This is a genomic window from Pseudomonas sp. D4-21 (assembly GCF_051132125.1).
Taxonomy (GTDB): Bacteria; Pseudomonadota; Gammaproteobacteria; order Pseudomonadales; family Pseudomonadaceae; genus Aquipseudomonas.
Genome location: NZ_CP071664.1, coordinates 1135429 through 1149550, shown reverse-complemented (window position 1 = coordinate 1149550; position 14122 = coordinate 1135429). Strand labels below are relative to the sequence as shown.

Here is a 14122-nt window from a genome sequence, read left to right as displayed (position 1 = left end):
GAGCGAGCTTGCTCGCGATGGGGTCCTCGCATACAACACTGAAGTGAATGCACAGACGCCATCGCGAGCAAGCTCGCTCCCACAGGTCCTTGACACCAGATCGCTCTGCATTGGCAGCAATTCTAGGGACCGCCCCCGATAGCGATAAGCCGACCTTTCTGTGAATCTTTGTTACCGTAAACGCGATAATCAATAAGTCGGGTCCCGTCACGCTGTAACTTCATGTCACAATTTGACACCTCCCAAGAGAGCCCTCCATGGACACCTTGCAAAACATGCGTGCGTTCAGCTGTGTTGCCGAAGCCGGCAGCTTCACCGCCGCCGCCGCGCAGCTCGACACCACCACGGCCAATGTCTCGCGTGCGGTTTCCAACCTGGAAGCCCATCTGCAAACCCGCCTGCTCAATCGCACCACCCGACGCATCGCCCTGACCGAGGCCGGCAAGCGCTACTTGCTGCGTTGCGAGCAGATCCTGGCGTACGTCGAAGAAGCGGAAGCGGAGGCCAGCGACGCCCATGCGCGTCCGGCCGGGCAATTGAAAGTGCACACCATGACCGGCATCGGCCAGCATTTCGTGATCGACGCCATCGCCCGGTATCGCAAGACCCATCCGGATGTCACCTTCGACCTGACCCTGGCCAACCGCGTGCCGGACATCCTCGACGAGGGTTACGACGTCTCGATCGTGCTCGCCAGCGAACTGCCCGATTCAGGCTTCGTCTCCCAGCGCCTGGGAATCACCTACAGCATCGTCTGCGCATCGCCCGCCTACGTGAAGGCCAGCGGCTGCCCGCAGAAACCCGCCGACCTGCTCAACCATGCCTGCCTGCGCCTGGTCAGTCCGGTCATTCCGCTGGAGAAATGGGTGTTCGACGGCCCGGAAGGCCAGGAAATGGTCACCGTCAACAATTCACCGTTCCTGGTGAATTCCGCCGATGCCATGAAAACCGCCATCACCAGCGGCATGGGCGTGGGTGTGCTGCCGGTGTACGCCGCCATCGAGGGTCTGCGCAACGGCACGCTGGTGCGGGTCATGCCCAACTACCGTTCCCAGGAACTGAACCTCTACGCCATCTACCCATCGCGCCAGTACCTGGATGCGAAGATCAAGACGTGGGTCGAGTACCTGAGGGGATCGTTGCCGGAGATTCTGGCGGCGCACCAGGCCGAATTGACGGCTTATGAATTGAGTGGAAGCCTGACGGGGCCACGGGTCGCTAACTGAATCCGCGACCGGCGCCGGGGGACAATATCAGCGTTTGCCCATCGAGCGACGCGTACCGGGAGGCGCGGCGCCGGGGGTCTTGGTATGGCCGTTCTTTGCGCCATTCTTGTACCAAGGCTGTTGCCCGGCCCCCTTGGCGGCCGCCAGTTCGCCGGGCTTGAAGGGAAACTTGAACGCCGGGATCGCCGGTTTTTCTTCAGCGCTGGAAACATCGCTGTCCGTCTGGGCAGACGGTTCGCCTTGCAAGCGTTCGTCCGCGGACGATGGTGTCGGGGAAGTCATGTAAGGCTCCGGGCGGGTATGCCGGGCTCGCTAGGTGAGCCGCGAAACGCAGCAGTATACCCGCCCGGAATCGCGGTGCCACGAAGCAGATTCCATAGCGGCGCTCCGTCCGACGGAAAACCGGGACGAAACTGACAGCCCTGACAGCTAGCCGTCACCTTCCTGACCGCCTCGCAACGCTATATAAGACAGATAGAAATCCCACCGTCCCGAACCGGCTCTTCGCATCCATGCACATTCAGAAAAAAACCGTCCTGCTCGTCGCGCTGTTGGTCGCCTTGGGCGCACTGGTCCTGTGGTTCTCGATGAAACCCGCCGCCACCAAACCTAGTGCTGCCAGCGCCGTACCGGTAAAGGTCGTGAGCGTGGTGGAAAAGGACGTGCCGCGCTTTGCCAGTGGGATCGGCACGGTGTTGTCGCTGCACAGCGTGGTGATCCGTCCGCAGGTCGACGGCATCCTTACCAAGCTGCTGGTCAAGGAAGGACAATTGGTCAAGAAAGGCGATCTGCTGGCAACCATCGACGACCGTTCCATCCGCGCCAGCCTCGACCAGGCCCGCGCCCAACTCGGTGAAAGCCAGGCACAACTGGCGGTGGCCCAGGTCAACCTCAAGCGCTACAAAGTGCTGAGTGTCGATGATGGCGTATCCAGGCAGACCTACGACCAGCAACAGGCGCTGGTCAACCAACTCAAGGCCACCGCCCAGGGTAACCAGGCGGCCATCGACTCGGCGCAGGTGCAACTGTCCTACACCCAAATCCGCTCGCCGGTGACTGGCCGTGTCGGCATTCGCAATGTGGATGAAGGCAATTTCCTGCGCACCAGCGACACCGAAGGGTTGTTCACCGTGACCCAGATCGACCCGATCGCCGTGGAGTTTTCCCTCCCGCAACAGATGCTCCCGACGCTGCAGCGACTGATCGCTGCCCCGGACCAGGCACTGGTCAAGGCCTACATCGGCGCCGACGGGGCCACCGGGCAATTGCTCGGCGAAGGCCGACTCAGCCTCATCGACAACCAGGTCAATACCAGCACCGGAACCCTGCGGGCCAAGGCCGAATTCAATAACGCCGCACAACGGTTGTGGCCGGGGCAGTTGGTCACGCTGAAAATCCAGACCGCCGTCGACAAGGGTGCGCTGGTGGTGCCGCCGACCGTCGTCCAGCGTGGGCTGGAGCAACCTTTCGTCTACCGGGTCAACGGCGACAAGGTGGAGAGCGTGCCGGTTGAAATGGTTTACCAGGACAGCGACATGCACATCATCAACGGCGTGAACGCGGGTGACCAACTGGTGAGCGACGGCCAGTCACGGCTCAAGCCAGGCGCCAGCGTCCAGGTGATCGGCGACCCGCCCGCCGTGGCGAAGACCGGGCAGGCGCAACCATGAAGGGGCGTGGTTCGGTATCGGCGTGGTGCATCGACCATCCCATCGCCACGGTGCTGTTGACGTTCGCCCTGGTGCTGCTGGGGCTCATCGCCTTTCCTCGCTTGCCTGTCGCGCCCTTGCCCGAAGCGGAATTCCCGACCATCCAGGTCAATGCGCAACTGCCCGGTGCCAGCCCCGAGACCATGGCTTCGTCGGTGGCGACCCCGCTGGAGGTGCAATTCAGCGCCATCCCCGGCATTACCCAAATGACCTCCAGCAGCGCGTTGGGCTCGACCAACCTGACCCTGCAATTCAGTCTCGACAAGAGCATCGACACCGCCGCCCAGGAAGTCCAGGCCGCCATCAACACCGCCGCGGGCAAGCTGCCCAACGACATGCCGAACCTGCCGACCTGGCGCAAGGTCAACCCGGCGGACAGCCCGGTGCTGATTTACAGCATCAGCTCCAACCTGATGCCCGGCACCGAACTGAGTGACTACGTCGAGACCCTGCTCGCCCGCCAGATCAGCCAGATCGATGGCGTCGGGCAAATCTACATCACCGGCCAGCAGCGCCCGGCGATCCGGGTCCAGGCCTCGGCCGACCGACTCGCGGCCATTGGCCTGACCTTGGCCGACGTTCGCCTATCCCTCCAGCAGGCCAGCCTCAACCTGGCCAAGGGTGCGCTGTACGGCGAGTCGAGCATCTCTACGCTGTCCACGAACGATCAGTTGTTCAAGCCCGAGGAATACGGTGAGCTGATCGTGGCCTACCGGGACGGGGCGCCGGTTCATCTCAACGACATCGCCAAAGTCGTCAACGGTTCGGAAAATGCCTACGTCCAGGCCTGGTCCGAGGATCAGCCCGGGGTCAACCTGGTCATCTTCCGCCAACCGGGGGCGAACATCGTCGAGACCGTCGACCGCATCCAGGCGGCGCTGCCCACCCTGGAGGCCATGCTCCCCGCCGCAGTGCAGGTCAAGGTCATGATCGATCGCACCCAGACCATCCGCGCCTCGTTGCATGAAGTGGAAATCACCCTGCTGATCGCGGTGCTGCTGGTGGTGTCGGTGATGGCGCTGTTCCTGCGCCAGCTCTCGGCGACCCTGATCGTCTCGGCGGTGCTCGGGGTGTCGTTGATCGCCAGTTTCGCCCTGATGTACGTGATGGGCTTCAGCCTGAACAACCTGACCCTGGTGGCGATTGTCATCTCGGTGGGATTCGTGGTGGACGATGCCATCGTGGTGGTGGAGAACATCCACCGGCACCTGGAAGCCGGCGAGGGCATGCGCGAGGCGGCCATCAAGGGCGCCGGGGAAATCGGCTTCACCGTGGTGTCCATCAGCTTCTCGCTGGTGGCGGCATTCATTCCGCTCTTGTTCATGGGCGGCGTGGTCGGGCGCCTGTTCAAAGAGTTTGCCTTGACGGCTACCTCGACCATCCTGATTTCGGTGGTGGTGTCCTTGACCCTGGCGCCGACCCTGGCCGCCTTGTTCATGCGCGCGCCAAAGCACCCCGCTCACGCCCAACCGGGCTTCGGCGAACGCCTGCTGGGCTGGTATGAACGAGGCCTACGCCGGGCCCTGGCTCACCAGAAGCTGATGATCGGTGTGTTCGGCCTGACCCTGGCGCTGGCGGTGGTGGGCTACGTGTTCATCCCCAAGGGCTTCTTTCCGGTACAGGACACGGGCCTGGTGCTCGGCACCAGCGAAGCCGCCGCCGACATCTCATTCCCGGACATGGTGGCCAAGCACAAGGCCCTGGCCGAGATCGTTGCCGCCGACCCGGCGGTGCAGACCTTCTCTCACTCCGTCGGTGTCTCGGGCAACAACCAGACCATCGCCAACGGCCGTTTCTGGATCGCCCTGAAGCCTCGGGGCCAGCGCGATGTATCAGCCAGCGGCTTCATCGATCGGATCCGACCCAAGTTGCTGAAGATTCCCGGCGTGGTGCTGTACCTGCGGGCCGGGCAGGACATCAACCTCAGTTCCGGCCCCAGTCGCGCCCAGTATCAGTACGTGCTCAAGAGCAACGACGGGCCGACCCTCAACGCCTGGACGCAGAAACTCACCGACAAGCTACGCAGCATTCCGGCGTTCCGCGACATTTCCAATGACCTGCAACTGGGCGGCAGCATCACCCACATCAACATCGACCGCAGTGCAGCGGCGCGCTTCGGCCTCACCGCCACGGATGTCGACCAGGCGCTGTATGACGCGTTCGGCCAGCGGCAGATCAACGAGTTCCAGACCGAGACCAACCAGTACAACGTGATTCTCGAACTCGACACACAACAGCGTGGCAAGGCCGAAAGCCTGGCGTATTTCTACCTGCGCTCGCCCCTGACCGGGGAGATGGTGCCGCTCTCCGCCCTCGCCCGCTTCGACGCTCCCACCAACGGCCCGTTGTCGATTGCCCACGATGGCATGTTCCCGGCCGCCAACCTGTCGTTCAACCTGGCACCAGGCGTGGCATTGGGTGATGCGGTGCGGCTGCTCGACCAGGCCAAGAACGAAATCGGCATGCCTGCGGCCATCACCGGCAATTTCCAGGGTGCGGCCCAAGCCTTCCAGAGTTCGCTGAAAAGCCAGCCATGGCTGATCCTCGCCGCCCTGGTGGCCGTCTATATCATCCTCGGCGTGCTCTACGAGAGTTTCGTGCATCCGTTGACCATTATCTCCACGCTGCCCTCGGCCGGCCTTGGCGCGCTGATCATGCTTTGGCTGCTGGGTCAGGATTTCTCGATCATGGCGTTGATTGGGCTGGTGCTGCTGATCGGGATCGTCAAGAAGAACGGGATCCTGATGATCGACTTCGCCATCGACGCCCAGCGAAACGGCGGGATGACGCCCCAGGATGCGATCTTCCAGGCCTGTATGACACGGTTCCGCCCCATCATCATGACCACCCTCGCCGCGCTGCTCGGTGCGCTGCCGCTGATGCTCGGCTATGGCGCCGGCGCAGAGCTGCGCCAGCCGTTGGGCATTGCCGTGGTCGGTGGCTTGCTGGTGAGCCAGGCGCTGACGTTGTTCACCACACCGGTCATATACTTGTGGCTTGAACGACTGTTACATCGACCCGCCCCTCGAAACGGCCCTGCGCCGACGGCGGCGCTGGCGAATACAGACTGAGGCCGGGCCATGCGCGTTCTAATCATCGAAGACGAAGAAAAAACCGCCGACTACCTGCACCGCGGCCTGACCGAACAAGGCTACATCGTGGACGTGGCACGCGATGGCGTCGAAGGGCTGCACCTGGCCCTGGAAAGCGATTACGCAGTGATCGTGCTCGACGTCATGCTGCCTGGCCTGGACGGTTTTGGCGTGCTGCGTGCGTTGCGCGCCCGCAAGCAGACACCGGTCATCATGCTTACCGCCCGCGAACGGGTCGAGGACCGTATCAAGGGCCTGCGCGACGGGGCCGACGATTACTTGGGCAAACCGTTTTCCTTCCTCGAACTGGTGGCGCGCCTGCAAGCGCTGACCCGCCGCAGCAGCGCCCACGAGCCGGTGCAGGTGAGCATCGCCGATTTGTGGATCGACCTGATCAGCCGCAAGGCTACCCGGGCCGGGCAGCGCCTGGACCTCACCGCCAAGGAGTTTTCGCTGCTCAGCGTCCTCGCCCGTCGCCAGGGCGAAATCCTTTCGAAGACCGCCATTGCCGAGATGGTCTGGGACATCAACTTCGACAGCGACGCCAACGTCGTGGAAGTTGCGATCAAGCGCCTGCGGGCCAAGCTGGACGGTCCTTTCGAGCACAAGCTTCTGCACACCATCCGTGGGATGGGGTATGTGCTGGAGAATCGAGGTGAGTAACAGCATCGCGCTGCGCCTGAGCGGGCTCTTCACGCTGGTGGCGGCGCTGGTGTTCCTGTTGATTGGCGGTGCACTGTACCAGCAGGTCGACAAAGGCCTGGGCCTGCTGCCGGAAGCGGAGCTCGACGCCCGCTACAGCGTGCTTGAATCCACCGTGGGTCGTTATGGCACGCCCGAGCATTGGGTGAAGATCAACAACAAGCTGCGGTTACTGGGGGAGGAAGACAAGCGCATCCATTTCTGGATCGTCAGCGGCGACCCGCGCTTTGAATATGGCAGCCCCGATCCTCGGATTCGCGCCGTCGCCCAGGGCCCCTTGGGCAAGCATGACCTGATGTTGCCCGACCGGCACTATCCAATGAAAGTCCTCGTGAGCCAGTTCCCCGCCAAGGACCAGCGCCCTCCCCTGCGATTCATGATCGGCATCGATACCGAGACGTTCTACCAGACCCAACACCACCTGCTGGTGGCCCTGGTGAGCCTGGCCTGTATCGGTGTGCTGCTGGCCTCGTTGCTGGGTTATTGGGTGGCGCGCATCGGGCTCAAGCCGCTCATCAAGTTATCGGACGAAGCCCAACGCCTGGCGCCACCGCGCCTTTGCGGGCGGCTGCGATTGTCTCCATTGCCACCGGAGCTCGGCCAGTTCGTCAGCTCGTTCAACGCCACTCTCGACCGGGTCGAGCAGGCTTACTCCCGGCTGGAATCATTCAACGCCGACGTTGCCCATGAACTGCGTTCGCCGTTGACCAACCTGATCGGCCAGACGCAAGTGGCGCTGACCCGGGGGCGCTCGGCGGAGCATTACTTCGAAGTGCTGCAATCGAACCTCGAAGAGCTGGAACGCTTGCGCTCCATCATCAACGACATGCTGTTCCTGGCCAGTGCTGACCAGGGCAGCAAGGCCACCAAGCTGATCACGACCTCCCTGGCCGACGAAGTGGCAACCACCCTCGACTACCTGGACTTCATCCTGGAAGACGCCCAGGTCGAGGTTCACGTCAGTGGCGACGCCCAGGCCACCATCGAAATCGCCCACCTGCGAAGGGCCTTGATCAACCTGCTCAGCAACGCCGTCCAGCACACCGCGCCCGGCCAGGTGATCGCCGTGCGCATCGAAGCCATCGGCGATCAGATCACCCTCGCCGTCACCAACCCCGGCGCGCCCATCGATGGAGAGCACTTGCCGCGCTTGTTCGAGCGCTTCTATCGCGTCGACGCCTCCCGCAGCAACAGCGGCGCCAACCATGGATTGGGCCTGGCCATCGTCAAGGCCATTGCGCTGATGCATGGCGGCGACGTTTTCGTACACAGCGAGCGGGGCGCAAACACCTTCGGGATCCGTTTGCCGGCTTGAAATAAGCCACGATGTGGATTGCTCAATTCCGGTGTCACAAGCACAATCTTGCAAAAGGCCAGCATTGTTTGATGCCAGTCATCCGCGGCTGTGGATGAGCAGCCTATGGGAAGGATCCCAGCCATATGACAATGCAGATCGGAATCATGAGCGCGAGCACTGCAACACCTGCCAATATCCCACTTCCAATACGTTCGGAACGGGTACTCGTCTTGGCCAGCTCGCTGGCTGTGATTGCCATCCTGAGTATCGTGACGTTCTTGCTGATCCGTGAACACGCCAGCGCCCAGCAGGCCGCGATCCGTGCGGCGAGCAACATCGTGCAACTGATCGACGCCGACGTGCTGCGCAATGTCGAACTCTATGACTTGTCATTGCAAGGTCTTGTCGCTGCCGCAAAGCGCGACGACCTGAATGATGTATCACCCACGATCCGTCATCTCGCTCTCTTCGACCGCGCCACCGCCGCGCCTTATAAAGGCGACATATTGCTGCTCGACAAGCGTGGTGATGTGATCGCCGATTCCGCCTCGATCCAGCCACGCAAAGGTAATTACGCCGACCGGGAGTATTTCCAGTCTCATCTCCAGGATCCACGCCCGGGCATGATGATCAGCCGGCCCTTCCGCGCCCGTAGCGAACCCCACGACTGGCGGATCAGCTTCAGTTATCGCTTGAACGACGAACGTGGCGAGTTCATGGGCGTGGCCGAAGCCGCGATGCGCTTGAATTACTTCAACCAACTGTTCAAGAGCCTGAACATCGGTCACGGCGGGACGGTCAACCTGGTCAGCCGCGACGGTATCCTGCTGGCGCAAGAACCGCAGTTGGCCGAAGACGTGATCGGCAAGGATTTCAGCAAACGGCCAAACTTCGTACGCATCCTGCGCGAAGGCGACGGCAGCTTCACAGGCCTATCCAGCGTTGACCAGACCCAGCGTCTGTATACCTTTTCCCAGGTGGGTGACTTGCCGCTGATCGTGGTGGTCGCGCTCTCTTCCCAAGAAGTCTTCGCCTCGTGGCAACGCACGGCGCTTCTGGTCAGTGGCGCCACTGGCGCGCTGTGCATCAGCCTGCTCTGGCTCACCTGGCTGCTGCGCCGGGAATTGAAACGCCGCCGCAACGCCGAATGGGAGTTGGCCCAGTTGGCGTCTGTCGATCCTCTGACCGGCCTGGCCAACCGTCGAACCCTGGACCACATGCTGCAACTGGAATGGCTGCGCGCCCAACGCTCCGGCCAGCCGTTGTCAGTCCTGATGATCGACGCGGACCACTTCAAGACATTCAACGATCGCCTCGGCCATCAACGCGGTGACGAGGCGTTGCGAAGCCTGGCTCAGTTGATTGGCGAGCATGTCCGTCGCCCCGCCGACCTGGCGGCGCGTTACGGTGGCGAGGAATTCTCGGTGGTACTGCCGGAAACCACGACGGCCGGGGCATTCACGACGGCGCAGAACATTCGCGAGGCCGTGGAACAGATGCCTGGCGAGATGCCCATGACCGTCAGTATCGGCATCGCCACCTGGGTCCAGGGGCCTTACAGCGAGTTGGAAGAATTGCTGTTCGCCGCCGACAAGGCGCTTTACCAGGCCAAGGCCAGCGGACGCAATCGGGTCGTCTGCGCGATGTAGATCTATCCTTCCGCCGCCCCGCGCCCATCCAAAAATATCCGCCCCGGCAACGTAAACCCTCGCAACTTCAGAAGCGTCATCGGCCCGGCATTCAGTTCGGTGCGCAGGTGCCACGTCAGGCCCAGGCCATCGGGCGCCTTGAGCACCATGCGGTAGCGGCTGTCGCCATCGTCCAGCGCGGTGAACGTGGCCTGTTCCAGCAAGCGGATCAGCCCCCAGGCGCCGGCGTAGTCGGCGAACAACCGTTCGCCGGTGTGGACGCTGGTCCACGTCAGGCTGACGCCGGGGTAGTCGCTGCGTCCTGGCCAGCCGAAGCGCTGCCAGCGCTCCTTCTGGTTGAAGTAGTGGTGTTTCTCTCCGTTGAGGATGAAGGTGGTTTGCACCACATCGCGCACGCCTTTGCCGCTCAGTTCAAAACTCAAGCCCAGGCCGCCGTCGGTGTAGAGCACGTCGGCCAGATCGCTCAGTTGATTGACCGCCTCCAGGAATTGGGGATTGACGCGCAAACCGCGACCGTGGCGGGGATCGGCCACCCAGCGGTTGCCTTCCTTGCGCAACACGCCGCTCAACTGGCTGTGGAGAAAACGTTCGATGCGCCCCGTGTCGGCGCGGATCATTTGCCCCAGCATCGGCAACGAAGCGTCGCTGGCCGTCGCGGCGAAGGGATAACGCCCGGTAAAGGCCGCGTTCCAATGCTCGACGATCGAACGCCGCCATTGGCTGTTGAGGCCCGCCGCCGACGGTTGCAGCACTCGCTGCCAGGCCTGTTCCAGCGGTTGCACGAACAGCGTTTCGCCCACGCCGGCCCATTGCGCACCGAGGCTGGCGGCCATCAGACGGCCATAGGACTGGGTATCGGTGAGGTCGATGCCCCGGCCCTGGAACACCGTCTGCGCCAGGGCCTGGGTCATTTCCATGGGGTCGCTGGCCGTGTTGATCTGTTGCAGTTTCAGGCGCACGCGGGTCACTTGGGTGAGGTAGGCCTGGAGGCTCAAATGGTCAGCGCCACCCTTGCCCAGCAAGGCCAACAACGGGCCGAACGTCGGATCCAGCGGGCCGCTCGGCAGGTCGGCCAGCGGGTCTATGGGCGGGGCCTTGTCCGGGCCGATGAGCTTGTGCGCGGACCTCATCAGCGAATCGCCCAGGGCCGGGACGCGGGTGCCCGCTTGCCCTTGATAGGCCAGGGTATTGATCAACGCGAGCAGCGGCGATTGGCGCACGTCGCTCATCAGCGTCAACTGGTCGATGACCTGTTCCAGGCTTTTGGGTTGATTGCCCCGCAGGCTGTTGAGAAACACCAGCCAGGCGCCCGCGTAGTCCTTGAAATAGCGTTCGGTCAGGCGCGCCTTGAGCTCGCCGGGCGTCAAGCGCACATCGATGTCACCGGGGCGATCACTGAGCACCCAATCGATTTCTTCGCGGCGCGCCTGGGTGATGTCATCGATGGCCTGGCGCACCTGGCCCTCCCAGGCCTGGCGCGTGAACACTCCCGGCACGCTGGCCTTGCTGGAAAACAACCCGGCGGCTTCGGTGTCGCCCACCATCTGTTGCAGGCCCAGGGCTGGATAGTGCTGGGTGGCGTCGTCCAGCACCCGTTGATACAGGCTGGCCTCGGCGTTGCGTTGGCCCAATTGGTCGAGCAGCACCTGGCGCACCTGCGCCACCAACCGCGGGTCGGCCTCGATGCGCCAGTCCGGGTGCGCGGCCAGTTGCTCGGCGTAGAACTGCCACAGGTTCGGTGCGAGGGTCCGCCAGAGCCCTGGCGAAATTCCGTCACGCGTGGGTTCGGCGTGGCCCAGGGTCTTGACCAACAGGGGCGCCACGGCTTTGTCCGGGCGCGCCATCATCAGGTAAGTCTTGAGCTGATCGTAGGCCATACGCGTGCGCTCAACGCGCTCGGGGCTGCCCGGCGCCAGCTTGACCAGCGCCTCCAGTTGCCCGCGCAACCTCGCCGCCGCCGGGTCTCGCACCAGGCGGTTATTGGCCTCGACATACCGGGGCCACAACAGTTCGAGCAAGGTTTCATTGCGGTTCAAGCCAAAGCGCTGGTACCACGGCGCACCGGACACGACACGGTGATCCAGGCGAGCCAGCACATGGACGAGCGCTTCGAGCGCCAACAGTTGCTCCTCTTGGGTGGATGACTGTTGCAACGCCGTCGACAAGGCCTGCGCCTCGACGATCTGCGCCCGATTGCTCACAAAGGACAGCGCCATCCCCGCGCCCCACACCAGCGCCAGGCCCATGAACAGCCCATAGACGACTCGCGGCGCGCCCCACCCCAACCGCGCGCCGACGGCCTTGTCGCGCTGCACGCCGTGCCACGCCGGGTCCGGCCACCAGAAATGCTCGCCGTCAGCGCTTTGCGTCACGCGCAGTGGCAGGCTGAACCACAACCCTCGCAGCATCACCCCCGGGTTGAACCCACTCAACGACGGCGCCAGCGCCTGCCGCCAACGGGCAATGCCCTCGGCCTGCAAATCCCGGGACAGGCGCAGCAGGAAATCGTGGTGCATCCGCTTCTTGATCTTCATCTGGGCAAAGCCCTGGCAACGCAACGGCTCGACCAGATCCTCCAGGCACGCCTCCAACAGAGACGGCGTCACCTTGGCCGGCAACAGACAACCCACCGGCTGGCTCTCGCGCCCGTCCTGGGACCAGCCGCTCTCGCACACCTGCCACAAGTGCAACGGCAACCGTCGGCCTAGCCGCCGAGCCAGCCCCTGCAACTGCCGCATGCCCTTGGCCAGCGCCACCGCATCGGTGCTTTGCGGTTTGTCCAGCGCCCAGACCACCCCGTCCAGCGCCCGCCAACGGCGCAAGGTGAGCCATGGGTTCAACAGTGGGGTTGGCAATTCTTCCTGGACGCTGCCGCCCCATAGCAGCACGGTGCGTTCGCCTTCGAGCCATTTCTTTTTCGCCAGCTCCGGGGCGATGGCGGCGATCTGGGTGGGCTCGCCGACGATGAGCAGCAGACGGACCTTGGGGCGCCAGAGGGGGCCGTATTGGAAGTGGAGGTTTTCGCGTAGCCTGGCCAGCTTCTCTTCGTCGTCTTTCAAATCCGGCTGTGGATTCAATCGGGACGCAGCGACGCTGCCAATGCCTCCCGGCGTGGACCGCTGCGCCTGGCGTACCGTCAAACGATCCCAGGCCAATAAAATCATCGGGCAGAACCAAAAGAGCGCAACCCATGTCCCCAGCCCCCACAACATCAATTGCTGGAACGCGACTGGCGGCAATTCCAGGTGATGGCCCGCCAAGCGATACAGCAGGCAACCGAGCAGCACCATGAGTGTCATGACCAGCAGGTAGCCTGACCCCAACCCTATCAATGAGCCCTTGGGCTCGCCGTTATCCCTTGCCATGAGGTTTTGCCACTCCAATTGCCAATCGTTTGTCCGCATCCTGGCTCAGCCAGCCACAGGGCTGTCCGGCCTCCTTTGCATGCAACAACGCCAACGACATGCCGATAAACGGCGCCAGATGCGCCAATTCACCCCAGTGCGCTTCCAATTGATGCTCGATCGCCGACCAGCCGCCGGCCATGAAGGCTTGCTGGCTGGCCTGGTCCATGGCCAGACAGGTCGGCGGGGCTTGCAGCCCGGCATAACGCTGCATCTGTGCGCTGAGCTCAGCGGGGGGGTCGTCAGTCTCGCCCGACAGGTATTCACCACGATGCAACAGCTGCCGCCCTTGACGACTCACCACCCACAAAAAACCACCTTCGCCAGGTGGCGTTGCCGCTTCGGCGCCCTGCACCGAAACCACCCCGGCGCACAGCAGCCAGTCCTCGGCGTGACGGCATTCTTGATTGAATATGTCGATCAGTTCGTCCAGATCCGCCAGGTCTTGCAACGGCAAGCACACCTTTGGCAGCTCGGTGCCGTGGCTGCCCAGCACCTTCTCGAAGGCAGCCAGTTCGATTTCGTCGCCCGCCCAGACAATCGCCCGCAACCTCGGCCACCGCTCCAATATTCCGGTTTGCTCAAAAACCAACCGAGCCAGGTGTTGCGCCAGCGCCGGAGCACGCTCGGCGGACTGGCTGAGTATCACCGGGCAATTCAATGACGGCACCGCAGCCTTGGATCGCGCCATGGGCGTCGGCAGCGGCGTGTCGTTCATCAAGCCCCGATAGTGGATTTGATCATCACCGGCCGGCCCCAACACCAGCACCTCTTCCACCGGCAACCCCAGGCTTCGCCAGCGCCACCAGCGCTGTGTGTCGTCCTGGGTGCGGCGAAACACGTCGTGCCTGAACAAGCCGATCTGCCATGGCAACACCCGCAACGACAACGCCAGCGCCCAGCTCAAGGGCAACACAGCGCTCCACAACCACAATGCCAGGCGTGGCTGATCTTCGGGCCAGAACGGCACCAGGATTGCCAGCTGGGCAACCCACAGTAGCGGCAACGCCAGCCACCAGCGGCCCCAGCGCGGTTCCCTTGGC

Annotated in this window: 9 protein-coding genes; 6 read left to right on the top strand and 3 right to left on the bottom strand. The window is 63.2% G+C overall.

Features of this window, described 5'->3' with window-relative positions; genetic code table 11:
* Window positions 1-257 precede the first annotated feature (257 nt).
* Window positions 258-1226, top strand: coding sequence for a LysR family transcriptional regulator (locus J3Q04_RS05060; protein ID WP_420765406.1), 969 nt, complete (start codon window positions 258-260; stop codon window positions 1224-1226).
* Window positions 1227-1253: 27 nt separating this feature from the next.
* Here the strand turns inward: J3Q04_RS05060 and J3Q04_RS05055 are convergent, their stop codons facing one another.
* On the bottom strand, window positions 1254-1508 hold the full coding sequence (locus J3Q04_RS05055) for a hypothetical protein (protein WP_420765407.1): 255 nt from the start codon (window positions 1506-1508) through the stop codon (window positions 1254-1256).
* Between the two features lie 230 nt (window positions 1509-1738).
* On the opposite strand from J3Q04_RS05055, the gene J3Q04_RS05050 reads away from it, so the two are divergent.
* The 5 genes from J3Q04_RS05050 to J3Q04_RS05030 all read left to right on the top strand — a co-directional run bounded on the left by J3Q04_RS05050 (window position 1739) and on the right by J3Q04_RS05030 (window position 9675).
* Window positions 1739-2896, top strand: a complete 1158-nt coding sequence (locus J3Q04_RS05050) for an efflux RND transporter periplasmic adaptor subunit (RefSeq protein ID WP_434560503.1) — start codon at window positions 1739-1741, stop codon at window positions 2894-2896.
* The gene (locus J3Q04_RS05045; protein ID WP_434607635.1) at window positions 2893-6006 is read left to right on the top strand and encodes a multidrug efflux RND transporter permease subunit; all 3114 of its coding nucleotides are present in this window, start codon (window positions 2893-2895) and stop codon (window positions 6004-6006) included. Before J3Q04_RS05050 ends, J3Q04_RS05045 begins: the two co-directional genes overlap by 4 nt.
* Before the next feature lie 9 nt (window positions 6007-6015).
* Window positions 6016-6690: a heavy metal response regulator transcription factor gene (locus tag J3Q04_RS05040; RefSeq protein WP_420765410.1), complete on the top strand. Its 675-nt coding sequence runs from the start codon at window positions 6016-6018 to the stop codon at window positions 6688-6690.
* The gene (locus J3Q04_RS05035) at window positions 6665-8044 is read left to right on the top strand and encodes a heavy metal sensor histidine kinase (protein ID WP_420765411.1); all 1380 of its coding nucleotides are present in this window, start codon (window positions 6665-6667) and stop codon (window positions 8042-8044) included. The genes J3Q04_RS05040 and J3Q04_RS05035 overlap by 26 nt, the downstream gene beginning before the upstream one ends.
* Before the next feature lie 146 nt (window positions 8045-8190).
* Window positions 8191-9675 carry a GGDEF domain-containing protein gene (locus J3Q04_RS05030; RefSeq protein ID WP_434611652.1) on the top strand — a complete coding sequence of 495 codons (1485 nt, stop codon included), beginning with the start codon at window positions 8191-8193 and terminating at the stop codon, window positions 9673-9675.
* A 2-nt stretch (window positions 9676-9677) separates the two neighbouring features.
* Here the strand turns inward: J3Q04_RS05030 and J3Q04_RS05025 are convergent, their stop codons facing one another.
* Window positions 9678-13040, bottom strand: coding sequence for an ImcF-related family protein (locus tag J3Q04_RS05025; RefSeq protein WP_434607638.1), 3363 nt, complete (start codon window positions 13038-13040; stop codon window positions 9678-9680).
* Window positions 13027-14013, bottom strand: coding sequence for a hypothetical protein (locus J3Q04_RS05020; RefSeq protein ID WP_434611653.1), 987 nt, complete (start codon window positions 14011-14013; stop codon window positions 13027-13029). Before J3Q04_RS05020 ends, J3Q04_RS05025 begins: the two co-directional genes overlap by 14 nt.
* Window positions 14014-14122 lie beyond the last annotated feature (109 nt).